At 59.4% G+C, this 14,012-nt stretch carries 13 protein-coding genes; 11 read left to right on the top strand and 2 right to left on the bottom strand.

What is annotated here, in order from left to right:
* Nucleotides 1–173: 173 nt before the first annotated feature.
* The 10 genes from ACX3YF_RS09690 (at nt 174) to ACX3YF_RS09645 (ending at nt 11,726) form a co-directional block, all read left to right on the top strand.
* The gene (locus tag ACX3YF_RS09690; protein WP_198132828.1) at nt 174–692 is read left to right on the top strand and encodes an RNA polymerase sigma factor; all 519 of its coding nucleotides are present in this window, start codon (nt 174–176) and stop codon (nt 690–692) included.
* The gene (locus tag ACX3YF_RS09685) at nt 689–1,672 is read left to right on the top strand and encodes a FecR domain-containing protein (RefSeq protein ID WP_458973677.1); all 984 of its coding nucleotides are present in this window, start codon (nt 689–691) and stop codon (nt 1,670–1,672) included. The genes ACX3YF_RS09690 and ACX3YF_RS09685 overlap by 4 nt, the downstream gene beginning before the upstream one ends.
* A 214-nt stretch (nt 1,673–1,886) precedes the next feature.
* Nucleotides 1,887–4,316 carry a TonB-dependent siderophore receptor gene (locus ACX3YF_RS09680; RefSeq protein ID WP_458973676.1) on the top strand — a complete coding sequence of 810 codons (2,430 nt, stop codon included), beginning with the start codon at nt 1,887–1,889 and terminating at the stop codon, nt 4,314–4,316.
* A gap of 72 nt (nt 4,317–4,388) precedes the next feature.
* A complete protein-coding gene (locus ACX3YF_RS09675; protein ID WP_448647522.1) occupies nt 4,389–5,519 on the top strand; it encodes a PepSY-associated TM helix domain-containing protein in 1,131 nt (376 codons plus the stop codon).
* Nucleotides 5,516–5,695 (top strand): hypothetical protein, encoded by a 180-nt coding sequence (locus ACX3YF_RS09670; RefSeq protein WP_130210202.1) that lies wholly within the window; start codon nt 5,516–5,518, stop codon nt 5,693–5,695. The genes ACX3YF_RS09675 and ACX3YF_RS09670 overlap by 4 nt, the downstream gene beginning before the upstream one ends.
* A gap of 290 nt (nt 5,696–5,985) precedes the next feature.
* Nucleotides 5,986–7,284, top strand: coding sequence for an MFS transporter (locus tag ACX3YF_RS09665; RefSeq protein WP_130210200.1), 1,299 nt, complete (start codon nt 5,986–5,988; stop codon nt 7,282–7,284).
* A gap of 198 nt (nt 7,285–7,482) precedes the next feature.
* Nucleotides 7,483–8,112: a glutathione S-transferase gene (locus tag ACX3YF_RS09660; RefSeq protein WP_196586983.1), complete on the top strand. Its 630-nt coding sequence runs from the start codon at nt 7,483–7,485 to the stop codon at nt 8,110–8,112.
* A 102-nt stretch (nt 8,113–8,214) separates the two neighbouring features.
* Nucleotides 8,215–9,255 carry an RHS repeat-associated core domain-containing protein gene (locus tag ACX3YF_RS09655; protein ID WP_448647524.1) on the top strand — a complete coding sequence of 347 codons (1,041 nt, stop codon included), beginning with the start codon at nt 8,215–8,217 and terminating at the stop codon, nt 9,253–9,255.
* A gap of 175 nt (nt 9,256–9,430) precedes the next feature.
* Entirely contained in the window at nt 9,431–10,492 is a 1,062-nt protein-coding gene (locus ACX3YF_RS09650) for an RHS repeat-associated core domain-containing protein (RefSeq protein WP_448647525.1), read from the top strand.
* Nucleotides 10,493–10,667: 175 nt separating this feature from the next.
* A complete protein-coding gene (locus tag ACX3YF_RS09645) occupies nt 10,668–11,726 on the top strand; it encodes an RHS repeat-associated core domain-containing protein (protein WP_448647526.1) in 1,059 nt (352 codons plus the stop codon).
* Nucleotides 11,727–11,753: 27 nt separating this feature from the next.
* On the opposite strand, the gene rloA2 is transcribed toward ACX3YF_RS09645, so the two are convergent.
* Nucleotides 11,754–12,257 carry a retropepsin-like aspartic peptidase RloA2 gene (gene rloA2 / locus ACX3YF_RS09640; RefSeq protein WP_130210190.1) on the bottom strand — a complete coding sequence of 168 codons (504 nt, stop codon included), beginning with the start codon at nt 12,255–12,257 and terminating at the stop codon, nt 11,754–11,756.
* Between the two features lie 304 nt (nt 12,258–12,561).
* On the opposite strand from rloA2, the gene ACX3YF_RS09635 reads away from it, so the two are divergent.
* Nucleotides 12,562–13,449, top strand: coding sequence for an acyltransferase (locus ACX3YF_RS09635; protein ID WP_458973675.1), 888 nt, complete (start codon nt 12,562–12,564; stop codon nt 13,447–13,449).
* Here the strand turns inward: ACX3YF_RS09635 and ACX3YF_RS09630 are convergent, their stop codons facing one another.
* The gene (locus ACX3YF_RS09630) at nt 13,450–14,010 is read right to left on the bottom strand and encodes a DUF2780 domain-containing protein (protein ID WP_103404157.1); all 561 of its coding nucleotides are present in this window, start codon (nt 14,008–14,010) and stop codon (nt 13,450–13,452) included. It lies immediately after the preceding gene.
* Between the last annotated feature and the right edge of the window lie 2 nt (nt 14,011–14,012).

Here is a 14,012-nt window from a genome sequence, read left to right as displayed (position 1 = left end):
GTTCCGGCCTCATCGTTCCCACAAGGTTATGCACAATCCCTGTGGGAGCGTGGCTTGCCCGCGATAAACGATGACGCGGCCTCCCGACCAACGCCAATTGCTTTACCTCCCCCGCCTCTGACACAATCGCGAACTATTCTCGTTAGTTAACGCTTCCCAATCGGTAATGCAACGTGACGTCAGTCCCAGGCCCCCAGAATGAGCTCGTCGGTGCGTTATATCGCGACCATCGCGGTTGGCTATTGGCCTGGCTTCGGCGCAACGTTGCCTGCCCGCAACGGGCCGAAGACCTGAGTCAGGACACGTTCGTGCGTTTGCTCGGCCGTGAGCAATTGAAGGAGCCGCGCGAGCCTCGGGCCTTTCTGGTGGCAATTGCCAAAGGCCTGCTGTTTGACCACTTCCGCAGAGCCGCACTGGAACAGGCTTACCTCAACGAACTGATGCTGATTCCCGAAGCCGAGCAACCGTCGGTGGAAGAACGGCAAATGATCCTCGAAGACCTGAAAAACATCGATCGCCTGCTCGGTAAGCTGTCGAGCAAGGCGCGGGCGGCGTTTCTCTACAACCGTCTCGACGGCCTCAATCACGCGCAAATCGCCGAACGCCTGGGCGTATCGGTACCACGGGTGCGCCAGTACCTGGCCCAGGGCATCCGGCAGTGCTACATCGCGCTGTACGGTGAGCCGACATGAACCCGATCAGTTCCAGGCCGGTATCGGCACAGGTACTGGACGCCGCGATTGCCTGGCAGCTGTCGCTGGACTCCGGCAACCCGGTCGAGCGTGAAGCGTTCGCCAAATGGCATGCCGCCCACGAAGAACACGCTCGCGCCTGGCGCCAGCTGGGCATGCTCGACCAGCGTTTCAGCGTCGCCAGCGGCCCGGCCCGCACCGCCCTGCTGCAATCGCGCGACAACCTTCGCCGACGCGTACGCAAGCTTGGCAGCGGCCTGGCCAGCGTCGTCGCCGTGATGGGCCTGGCGCTGTTCACCGCAGATCGTTACCTGCCGCTCGACTATTGGCTGGCGGACCAACGCACCGCCACCGGCGAACAACGCACCCTGCGCCTGGCCGACGGCACGCTGATCAACCTCAACACCCACAGCGCCGTGGACGTGCGCTTCGACGAGAAGCAGCGCCGGGTCATTCTTCAGGAAGGCGAGATCCTGGTCGAAACCGCCCATGGCGATGCCCGACCGTTTATCGTCGAAACCCGCGAAGGCAGCATGCGCGCCCTGGGTACGCGTTTTCTGGTCAAGCGCGAAGCAGAAGGAACGCGCCTGAGCGTGTTGCAGTCGGCGGTGGCCGCGCACCCTGAATCGAGCCCGGAAGAACAGATCCTGCGCGAAGGCCAGCAAGTGCTGATCCGCAACGACAGCCTGGGCCCGGTGGCTGCGCTGGGCCTCGGCGCCGATGCCTGGACGCGCGGCATGCTGGTGGTGGACAACGCGCGGCTGGGAGACCTGGTGCACGAACTCGGCCGCTATCGCCGCGGGCATCTGGGTGTGGCGCCGGAGGTGGCCGACCTGCGGATCACCGGCAGCTTCCCGCTCAAGGACACCCACCTGGCGCTGGACGCCCTGCTGCCGACCCTGCCGGTGCAGATTGAGCAGCACACCTCATGGTGGGTGACGGTGGCGGCGAAGACTGAGGCCAAGCGCAATCCCCTGTAGGAGCTGGCCTGCCAGCGATGGTCGTTAACGATAACGCCATGCTCATTGGATAAACGCGGGGCCTTAAAGGGCATAGCTGGGCAAACCGGCTCCTGCTGGTCCGCGATGACCTCGAAATAACTGAATCGAAATTATTTTCATCCCGCCCTATCACTTTTCAGTTTTCGCTCGGCACCTAGGCAATTGAGAAGTATTCCCTTTCAGGAGCCGCCGTATGTCCCGTTCACCAGACACCTTGTTGCGCCCCCGTTTGCTGGCGGTTGCCATTGCGCTTTGCGCCCCCCTGGCCAGTAGCCAACTGATCGCCGCTGAACAGGCCTCCAGCGTTCGCGCCTATAACCTGCCGGCCGCGCCCCTGGCCAGCACGCTGAATCAAATCGCCAGCCAGGCCGGCCTGGCGTTGTCGCTCAATCCGTCGCTGGCGGCGGGCAAGACCTCGGCACCGGTCAAAGGCCAGTTCGACGCCCCTGGCGCCCTGCGTGAAGCCTTGCGCGGCAGCGGCCTGCAACTGGAGCAGAGCGGCAGCGGCACCTACAGCCTGGCGGCCGTGCCCGAGGGCGCCTTGGCCCTGCCGGCGACCAGCGTGATCGGCACACAAGACACTGAAAGCGCCTGGGGACCGGTGCAAGGCTACCTGGCCAAGCGCACCGCCGCCGGGACCAAGACCGACACCGCTCTGGCCGAAGTGCCGCGCTCGATTTCGGTTGCCACTCGCGAGCAGATGGACGATCGCAACGTTCACAGCCTCGACGACGCCGTGCGCTATATGCCGGGCATCACCGCCAGCAGTTACGGCAGCGACACCCGTGCAGACTGGTTGCGTGTACGTGGTTTCGAACCCACCCAATTCCTCGACGGCCTGCCACTGCCTAATGGCGTATACGCCAACCCAAAACAGGAAACCTGGAACCTCGACCGCCTGGCCCTGTTGCGTGGCCCAGCCTCCTCCCTCTACGGCCAGACCCCGCCGGGCGGCCTGCTGGACATGGTCAGCCGCCGCCCCAGCGCCGAGTCCAGCAATGAAATCCAGCTGCAATACGGCAGCGACAATCAGCGCCAGATCAATTTCGCCAGCACCGGCAAGATCGACGATGAAGGTCAGTTCCTCTACAGCCTGAGCGGTGTCGTGCGCGACAGCGGCACTCAGATCGACCATGTCGACAACAAGCGCTACAACATCGCGCCAAGCCTGACCTGGAATATCGACGAAGACACCCGTTTCACCCTGCTCACACAATTCACCCGTGACGATACCGGCATCACCAGCCAGTTCCTGCCGGTCCAGGGCACCAGGATCGACATGCCGTTCGGCGATGTTTCCCATCACAAGAACCTGGGCGACCCGGACTGGGAATACTACGACCGCACCTATTACGCACTGGGCTACGCCTTCGAGCATCGCTTCAACGATGTCTGGCAGTTCCGGCAGAACCTGCGCTACACCAAATCCGATCTTTCTTTCCAGACCATCACCGTCGGCGCCTACCCGTTTACCCAGGTCGACAACGCAGGCAACGTCGGCCGCTCGACCACCAGCACCGACGAAGACATCAGCCAGTTTGCGGTGGACAACAACTTCCAGGCCGATTTCGACACCGGCGATATTCGTCACACCCTGCTGCTCGGTCTCGATCACCAGCGCAGCAATACCAACTACACCTCGATCTTCGGTAGCGCGCCGGCCACCAACGTGGTCAACCCGATCTACGGCCAGACGATCGTTCGCCCACCACGCTCCAGTGCGTTTTATGACTACGACCAGAAGACCTACCAGACCGGCCTGTACGTCCAGGACCAGATGGCCCTCGATCAATGGCGCCTGACCCTGGGGGGTCGTGAAGACTGGGTCCATACCGGCACCAGGTTCTTCAATCACGACGACGCAACCAACACTGAACGCGACAAGAAATTCAGCGGCAACGCGGCAATCAGCTACGTGTTCGACAACGGCTTCGTGCCCTACTTGTCCTACGCCGAGTCGTTCCAGCCGACCAGCAAAGCCACGGCCTCGCCGACCGACTCGTTCAAGCCGACCGAAGGCGAGCAATGGGAACTGGGCCTCAAATATCAACCGCCGGGCAGCAACACCTTACTGAGCGCTGCGGTGTATGACCTGACGCAGAAAAACGTCTCTGTCACCACCACCAACGCCGATAACGTTTCGATCACCAGCCAGACCGGCGAAGTGAAAGTCAAAGGCCTGGAACTGGAAGCCGTTTCCGACGTGACCGAGAATCTCAAGGTCATCGCCGCTTACACCCTGGCCAAATCCGAAGTGCAAAAAGGCGACTTCAAGGGCAATCGCCTGCAACTGATGCCTAACCAGCAGGCTTCGCTGTGGGCTGATTACACGTGGCACAACGGCGTGCTGGACGGTTTCGGCATCGGCGCCGGCGCGCGCTATACCGGCAACACCTACGGCGACCAGGCCAACACCTGGCTAGGCAAGGCCGACGCCTACACCGTGTTCGACGCCGCTGTTCACTATGACCTCGGCCGTCTCGACAACAGCCTTAAAGGCGCCTCGCTGGCACTGAACGCGACCAACCTGCTCGACAAGGACTACATCTCCACTTGCGACGGTTTCTACTGCTACTACGGCGACCAACGCAGTGTCGTCGCCAGTGCCACCTACAAGTGGTAATGGCTTGATCTGACACACCCTGTACCCAGGCCGTCCTCCATGGACGGCTTCGGTATTTCCGAAGGCCATGAAATGAAAAGCAAAACAATTCGCCGCTGGTCCGCCGTGCACACCTGGTCCAGCCTGATCTGCACGGTGTTCCTGCTGATGCTGGCCCTGACCGGCCTGCCGCTGATTTTCCATCACGAGATCGACCATTGGCTGGGCGATGCCGCCGAACTGAAGGTTATGCCTGCGGACACCCCGCACCTGAATTTGCAGCAACTGGTGCAGGCCGCCGAGCAGCATCGCCCCGGCGATGTCATGCAGTACTTCGGTTTCGAGGACGATGAGCCCGACGCCGTGGTCGCGATCATGGCGCCCACGGCGGGAACCGAACCGAACTCGTCTCACACCTTCATGCTCGACGCCCGCACCGGCGAAGCGCTGGAGATGCCGTCGGCCAACGGCGGCTTGATGATGGTCATGCTGCGCTTGCATGTAGACCTGTTCGCCGGGCTGCCGGGCAAGTTGTTGCTGGCGTTCATGGGCATCCTGTTCGTGGTGGCGATCATCTCCGGCACCGTGCTGTATCTGCCGTTCATGCGGCGCTTGAAATTCGCCACCGTGCGCCAGGACAAATCCACCCGGCTGCGCTGGCTCGATTTGCACAACCTGATCGGTGTCGTGACCCTGACCTGGGCCTTGGTGGTCGGCATGACCGGCGTGATCAGCGCCTGCGCCGACTTGCTGATCGCCGCCTGGCGCAACGACAGCCTCAGCGCGATGATCGCGCCGTATCGCGACGCCCCGCCGCTGACACAACGGGCGCCCGCTAGCCGGTTGCTGGACATCGCCAACGAAGTCGCGCCAGACATGCAGCCAGACTTCATCGCCTTCCCCGGCACCCGCTTCTCCAGCGAGCACCATTACGCGGTGTTCATGAAAGGCAGCACGCACCTGACCTCGCACCTGCTGACGCCAGTGTTGATCGACGCCAGCACCCTGCAAGTCACAGCCGTCGCCGAACGCCCGTGGTACATGGACGCCATGGGCATGTCGCAGCCACTGCACTTCGGTGACTACGGTGGCCTGCCGATGAAAATCCTCTGGGCGACCCTGGATGTGCTGACGATCATCGTGCTCGGCAGCGGGGTTTACCTTTGGCTGGTACGGCGCAAAGCCGCGAAACCGCTGCTGGAAAAAGCGGAGAGCGTGGCATGAGGCCCCGGCAGTCGAACTTCTGGAAGGTCTTTGCCACCCCCACTGTCATTGCTCTGTTCACAGCGGCAGGGTTGTTCGCCGCGCTGCTGGGCGATGGCGTGTGGGACGCACTGAGCTGGCTCGGCCTCGGCATCCCCGCCGTCCTCGCCCTGCGCGGTCTGCTGCAACGCAATTGACGCGCCCCCCCCTGTAGGAGCGAGCCCTGCTCGCGATGCACTCGAATACGCCGCCGGGCATCAGGCTCCCCGCGTCATCGTTGACGACCATCGCGACGGTGCGACGATTCGACAGGCTCGCTCCTACAGGTCATACGACGACTATCTATTCCGCCGGTCGCCTCACCCTGTAAATCCCCTGACATATTTGTTGACACTTTAACCTGTGTGCTTCTATAAAGACGCATGTTGTACGACAACCTACAACAACTGCAGCACCAAAAAATCCAAAAATAAAGAATGGTGAAGTGATGAAAGTCAAAGGCATCCGTTGGTGGATGGTCGGTCTGGTGACTGCCGGCCTGATGGTCAACTACCTGGCTCGCAATACCCTCTCAGTGGCCGCTCCGACCCTGATGAGCGAAATGAACATCTCCACCGAGCAGTACTCGCACATTGTCGTCGCCTGGCAGCTTTGCTATGCGTTCATGCAACCGGTCGCCGGGTACATCATCGATGCCATCGGTACCAAAATGGGCTTCGCCATCTTTGCGTTCGCCTGGTCGATCGCCTGCGCGCTGGCGGCACTGGCGACGGGCTGGCAGGGACTGGCGTTTGTCCGTGGCTTGCTCGGCTTGACGGAAGCGGCCGGTTTGCCGGCGGCGGTCAAGACCTCCACCGAATGGTTCCCCGCCAAAGAGCGCTCGGTGGCCATCGGCTGGTTCAACATCGGCTCGTCGATTGGTGCCGTGCTGGCGCCGCCTCTGGTGGTCTGGGCAATCCTGCACAGCGGCTGGGAGCTGGCGTTCCTGATCGTGGGCGGCCTGGGCGTCGCCTGGACGTTCCTGTGGATGATTTTCTACAAGCATCCACGCGATCAGAAGCGCCTGAGCGATGAAGAACGCGACTACATCCTCAGCGGCCAGGAAGATCACTTCAAAGACACAACCCACAAAAAAGGCAGCTGGAAGAAGATCATCGGCAGCCGCAACTTCTACGCCATCGCCAGCGCCCGGATACTCTCCGAGCCCGCCTGGCAAACCTTCAACGCGTGGATCCCGCTGTACCTGATGACCGAGCGGCACATGAACATCAAGGAAATCGCGATGTTCGCCTGGCTGCCGTTCCTCGCCGCTGACCTGGGCTGCGTGCTCGGCGGCTACCTGAGCCCGTTCTTCCACAAGTACTGCAAAGTGTCGCTGTTCACCTCGCGCAAAATGGTCCTGCTGTTCGGTGCTTCGTGCATGATCGGCCCGGCATGCATCGGCCTGGTCGCCAGCCCGTACACCGCCATTGCGTTGCTGTGCATCGGTGGTTTCGCTCACCAGACCTTGTCCGGTGCGTTGTACGCGATCACCTCCGACTCGTTCGGCAAAAACGAAGTGGCCACCGCCACCGGCATGGGCGGCATGTTCGGCTACCTGGGTGCGGCCGCCTTCACCCTGGTGTTTGGCGTGATGGTGACCAAGATCGGCTACAGCCCGCTGTTCGTGGTGCTGGCGATTTTCGACATCGTGGCGGCATTCATCGTCTGGACCGTGGCTCGTGAACTCAAGCCTCAGGCGATTCCCGGCCCTGAAGCCGGACAGACGCTGCAACCCGCCAGCTAAAACACAACCCCTGTAGGAGCGAGCCCGTCGAATCGTCGCACCGTCGCGATGGTCGTTAACGATGACGCCGCGCACCTGACACCGCGCGGCGCTCTCAGGTTTTTCGCGAACTGGCTCGCTCCTACAGGTGACGGTGGTCTTGAGCTATCGCATCCACACGTTATGCTGCGTGACACCGCCACCGACCGAGTCACTGCCATGTCCGCCCCGAGCATGACCCTGTATCACAACCCTCTCTCTCCCTTCGTGCGTAAAGTCATGGTGCTGCTGCACGAAACCGGTCAACAGGACCGCGTGGCCCTGCAGACCAGCGTGCTGACGCCGGTCAATCCCGACCTGGCCCTCAACGAAGACAACCCGCTGGGCAAGATCCCCGCCCTGCGCCTGGCCGATGGCAACATGATCCACGACAGTCGGGTGATCCTCGACTATCTCGACCACCAGCACGTCGGCAACCCGCTGATTCCCCGCGAAGGTCCGGCCCGCTGGCGGCGCCTGACCCTGGCGTCCATGGCGGACGGCATCATGGACGCCGCCGTGCTGATCCGTTACGAAGTGGCCCTGCGTGCCCCGGAAAAACACTGGGACGAGTGGCTCGACGGCCAGCGCGACAAGATCCGCCGCGCCCTGGCTTTACTGGAAAAAGACGCGATCGCCGAACTGACCAGCCATTTCGACGTGGCGGCGATCAGCGTGGCCTGTGCCTTGGGTTATCTGGACTTGCGCCATCCGGACCTGGCCTGGCGTGATGCCAATCCGCAGTTGGCGGCGTGGTATTTCGAGGTGAGCCAGCGGCCTTCGATGATTGCGACCATGCCGAAGATTTAACCCGGCGACACCAACGCACTAGCAGTTCTGCTAGTGGGCAAAAACCGAAAATCCTCCGATGCTCAAGGTCCGGCCAACCGGACCTTGCACGGAGCTCAACCCATGCCCAACTCACCCCATGAAACCCTGCTGTGCCGCTACCACTACGATCCGCTGGACCGCCAGAGCGGCTGCACGCTACCTCAACAACCGGTCATCCAGCGTTTTCATTGTGATGGACGATTGACCACTGAAATCCAGGGCGGTGCGCACTGGAGCATCCTTCAGCACGGCGACCAGTTGCTGGCGCAACGAAATCATCGCGAAGCAAGCGTAACCACCACGTTACTGGCAACCGATCAGCAACGTTCGGTGCTCAACGCCCTCGACGCCTCCGGACCTCATCCCCTCGCGTATACCCCTTATGGCCACCACCCAGCACTGAACAGGCTGCCAAGCCTGCGCGGCTTCAACGGCGAACAACCGGACCCGCTGACCGGGCACTATCATTTGGGCAACGGGTATCGGCAGTTCAACCCGGTGTTGATGCGGTTTAACAGCCCGGACAGTTGGAGTCCGTTTGGCAAGGGAGGAATTAATGCTTATGCATATTGCGGGGGAGACCCGGCAAATAGAGTTGATCCAAATGGGCACTGGTATAAGAGCTTCATCAAGAAACTGAGTAAAAACATCATCAGCAGCCCACACCACCCGACGAAAAAAATCTCAAAAGAGACCACCGATTCGTTTTTACATACAATTGAAATATTGGGCGGACCAAAAGAATTTAAAAAAATTGCAAACCAAAACTACAAAAAGCCAAAACACTACCTAATCAACAATACGCCTGAAGTTAAACCCCTCCCCCCTTCAGACATCGACATGACTATCAACTTTATAGTTGACACGGAGCACGCACAAAACGTAATAACCAGATTTGAGCTTCTAACCACTCACGAAAGAGTCAGTGCAGATATACTTTATGGAGTGCCCACGCTTAAACGCATCGACAGAGAGAACTTGTTCAAGCGACTGGAAAATATGGCAAGCGAGAGAGCAGCTCTATCACCACTCTACGACTTGGCCAAACAACCTCCACCCTCTTATGAAGCGGCTACTCTCCCAACCTATGCGGAGGCAATTAGAAGGGGTGGCGGTAACTGACCGAGGCGTAGCGCAGCAAGTCGGCGACATAGCGTCGGGCTTGCTCGAAGCTCCCATCTTCCCACCGGCCCGTGGATGAGCGACGCCCCCTCTATCAGATCTGCTAGTAGGCAACCGCTGTAAAAACTCCGATGCTCAAGGTCCGGCCAACCGGACCTTGCACGGAGCTCAACCCATGCCCAATTCACCCCATGAAACCCTGCTGTGCCGCTACCACTACGATCCGCTGGACCGCCAGAGCGGCTGCACGCTGCCTCAACAACCGATCATCCAGCGTTTTCATTGCGATGGCCGATTGACCACTGAAATCCAGGGCGGTGCGCACTGGAGCATCCTTCAGCACGGCGACCAGTTGCTGGCGCAACGAAATCATCGCGAAGCAAGCGGGACCGCCACGTTACTGGCAACCGATCAGCAACGTTCGGTGCTCAACGCCCTCGACGCCTCCGGACCTCATCCCCTCGCGTATACCCCTTATGGCCACCACCCAGCACTGAACAGGCTGCCAAGCCTGCGCGGCTTCAACGGCGAACAACCGGACCCGCTGACCGGGCACTATCATTTGGGCAACGGGTATCGGCAGTTCAACCCGGTGTTGATGCGGTTTAACAGCCCGGACAGTTGGAGTCCGTTTGGCAAGGGAGGAATTAATGCTTATGCATATTGCGGGGGAGACCCGGCAAATAGAGTTGATCCAAATGGGCACTGGTATAAGAGCTTCATCAAGAAACTGAGTAAAAACATCATCAGCAGCCCACTCCACCCGACGAAAAAAATCTCAAAAGAGACCCTTGATTCGTTCTCACAAACAATAGAAAGATTTGGCGGAGAAAAAGAATTAAAGAAATATGCAAAACTAAACAAAATGACCCCAAAAGAATACTTAATCAAAAATACACCGGAAGTTAAACGCCTTCCTCCTTCAGACATCGACATGACTGCCAATTCTGTAGCCAGCAGGGAAATCGCACAGAAAGTAATCACCAGATTTGAGCTTCTAACCACTCACGGGAGAGTTAATACAGACATATTTTATGGAGCACCCAAACTTAATCCCGCAGACCGAACCAAGTTGGTCGCACGGCTGAACGCGATGGCAGAGGAGAGAACAAACCTGTCACCTCTCTACGACTTGGCTAAACAACGTGTCATGGATTCTCCACCGTCTTATCGTGACGTTGTAGAGAGCGGCCTCCCAACCTATGCGGAGGCAATTAGAAGGGGTGGCGGTAACTGACCGAGGCGTAGCGCAGCAAGTCGGCGACATAGCGTCGGGCTTGCTCGAAGCTCCCATCTTCCCACCGGCCCCTGGATGAGCGACGCCCCCTCTATCAGATCTGCTAGTAGGCAACCGCTGTAAAAACTCCGATGCTCAAGGTCCGGCCAACCGGACCTTGCACGGAGCTCAACCCATGCCCAATGCACCCCATGAAACCCTGCTGTGCCGCTACCACTACGATCCGCTGGACCGCCAGAGCGGCTGCACGCTACCTCAACAACCGATCATCCAGCGTTTTCATTGTGATGGACGATTGACCACTGAAATCCAGGGCGGTGCGCACTGGAGCATCCTTCAGCACGGCGACCAGTTACTGGCGCAACGAAATCATCGCGAAGCAAGCGGGACCGCCACGTTACTGGCAACCGATCAGCAACGTTCCGTGCTCAACGCCCTCGACGCCTCCGGACCTCATCCCCTCGCCTATACCCCCTATGGCCACCACCCAGCGCTCGATAGGCTGCTGAGCCTGCGCGGCTTCAACGGCGAACAGCCGGACCCGCTGACCGGGCACTATCATTTGGGCAACGGGTATCGGCAGTTCAACCCGGTGTTGATGCGGTTTAACAGCCCGGACAGTTGGAGTCCGTTTGGGGAGGGGGGGTTGAATTCATATGCGTATTGCGCGGGGAACCCAGTCAACTGGAAGGATCCAACAGGTCACTCTGTAATACCTGCCGCTTTTTTTGACGAAATATTCATGAACTTATATAAGTCCATGAAAGGATCGAAAAGTGTACGATTTACAAACATCGTAACGTCTACAGAAGAGCTATTTGGTGGAGTAGAGAAGATAAAAGTTCTTGCGAACAGTAAAAAAATCCATCCCGACGCATTCACTGCTCGCATTCTATCCGAGCAAAAAAAACCTGTTTATTTCCCTACAGAAATTCCTCCAGACAAGGCAAAAGGCATCGAATATCTCCATAGCGCCGAGCAACACCTTCGAAGTACCTTTGATGCAGTCATTACAAATGGCGGTCTGCTCAACCCCAAAAACCCATTTCTTATACACCTGAATGAAGTTGAAATAAGAAATCTGAACACTGAGCTGCTCACTCACAAAAAAGAACTGGCACGAGTCATATCACACGTCTCTTCCCTGCGCATTGAAGGGCCCAGCCGCATCGCCGCACACTTCAATGCACAAGACTTTGTTGATACCGCAAACAGAATCAGAGATTCACGATAGGGCCAAGTCACCAGGTGAGTCAGCAACTCAACAATCCGGCTTATCCGCCGTATACCTTCTCGCCGGATTCACCGCCGCACCAAACTCACGCAAGGCCTTGGCACCAATCAGCAGCGGATAGTTGAAGCTGCTGCGGTCGGTCAGGTTGACCTCGACCGTGCGCTTGACGTTGCCCAGGCACAATTCCAGATCGACCACCGGGCGCTTGGAAGGCGCGGCGGTTTCTTCGTCCTCGTCCTCTTCGGAGCGGGTCTTGATCTTGCTGATCCGCGCGACCTTGTGTTCGTAGACCTTGTTGCTCGCATCCTTGGTGGCGAGGCGGAAACGCACCCAGTTCTCGCCGTCACGGGTAAAGGTTTCGATGTCCTTGGCCGACAGCGACGCCGTCAGGGCGCCGGTGTCCATTTTCGCCTTGAGCACTTCACCGCCGATTTCCGGCAGCGCGATGTATTCGTAACGCCCGTACAGGGTGGGCTCGGCGGCCAGCACCGGCAGGGCTAACAGGGACAGCAGTGCGAGAAGGGATTTCACGTGATGGGCATCCTGGGTGAATGGGCAGCGAAATTTTAGACCGTCAGCGGGCAATTCGTTCGTTCTTGAAATCCCTTCGCGGGCATGCCGCGCTCCCACCGGGATTTGCGTGACTCAAAAACACCGCAATCCACTGCAGGAGCGGGCTTGCCCGCGAAGGGGCCGGTGCCATCAACATCATGATGTGACCGGATTTTCCTGCCCAGCCTACCCATCCAATGGTGAAACATTCGTCATCAGCCGATTTGGCCTGCCGACTGAAGCTGCTTATCATGGCGCGCCCAAAGGCTTTCAAGAGTTACCTATGCGCCGCCTGCTCACCGGCTGTTTCGTCACCCTGCTGCTGTTGCTCAACACCCTGGTCCTGATCGGGCCATTGATGGTATTTGCCCTGCTCAAACTGGTCCTGCCCGGTCGCTTGCGCGATTACGCCTCCTGGTCGGTGATGTGGATCGCCGAGACCTGGTCGGAAATCGACAAGCTGATCTTCCGCCTGTGCATCCCCACCCAATGGGATATACGCGGCGGCGACGACCTGCGTCGCGACACCTCCTACCTGGTCATCAGCAACCACCAATCCTGGGTCGACATTCCGGCGTTGATCCAGACGCTGAACCGACGCACACCGTTCTTCAAATTCTTCCTCAAGAAAGAGCTGATCTGGGTGCCGTTCCTGGGGCTGGCCTGGTGGGCGCTGGATTACCCGTTCATGAAGCGCTACTCCAAGGCGTTTCTGGCCAGGCACCCGGAGCTGGCCGGCAAGGATCTGGAGATCACCCGACAGGCCTGCGAATTGTTCAAACGCCAACCGGTGACGGTCGTCAATTATCTGGAAGGCACTCGCTATACCGCAGTGAAAAGCGCTCAGCAGCAGTCACCCTTCACTCACCTGCTCAAGCCCAAGGCCGGTGGCGTGGCGTTTGTGCTGGCGGCAATGGGCGAACAGCTGGATGCGATTCTCGACGTCACGGTGGTGTATCCGCAGCAGGGGATTCCGGGGTTCTGGGATTTGATCAGCGGCAACGTGCCAAGGGTCATCATCGACATCAAGACCCGCGAACTCGACCCGGCGCTATGGCAGGGCGATTACGAAAACGATCCGCTGTTTCGCGAGAAAATCCAGAACTGGGTCAACCAGCTCTGGATCGAGAAGGACCGGCGCATCGACGCGTTGCGCGGCGAAAGCGGCTGATCAACTGCCGGTGCCGATACCGGTGCCCCAGATGCCGCCCAGGCTTTGCAACAGCGAACCGGCAACGCCCTGCTGACCGAGGTATTGCAGGATCACCGGGGCAAACATGCCGACCATGCCGCTGTCCATGCCCAGCGCGCTGAAGGCGTTGTTCAAGTCGTTGGTGTCCTTGACGTTGCCCAAGGCATTATCCAGTCCTGCCGCCTTGCCGCTTGCACCGAGCAAACCGGCGAGCGCGCCCAGCTCGCCACCGCCCGACAGACTGTCGATTCCCGGCACACTTTTGGCCAGTTCAGAATAATCGGTCGAACTCAGCTGATTCTTCGCCAGCCCCAGCATCGCCCCGGTGCCACCGATCACTTGTTGCGGCGTTACATTCAACTGGCTGAGCGCGCCCAGCAGGTCGGCTGTCTGCGGCGTCGGCGCAGCGTTGGTGGCCGCGTTGCCGCCCTGCATCCCCGAAATGGCGTTGGCCGCATCGCCCAGGCTGAACTGGGCGAAGACCGGGCTGGCCGCCAGGGTCATCAGCGAAGCCAGTGCAATACCGCGTGAAATCTTCATCC

Source organism: Pseudomonas fluorescens group sp. PF-69, assembly GCF_054481235.1.
This window is presented reverse-complemented; position numbering and strand designations above follow the sequence as displayed.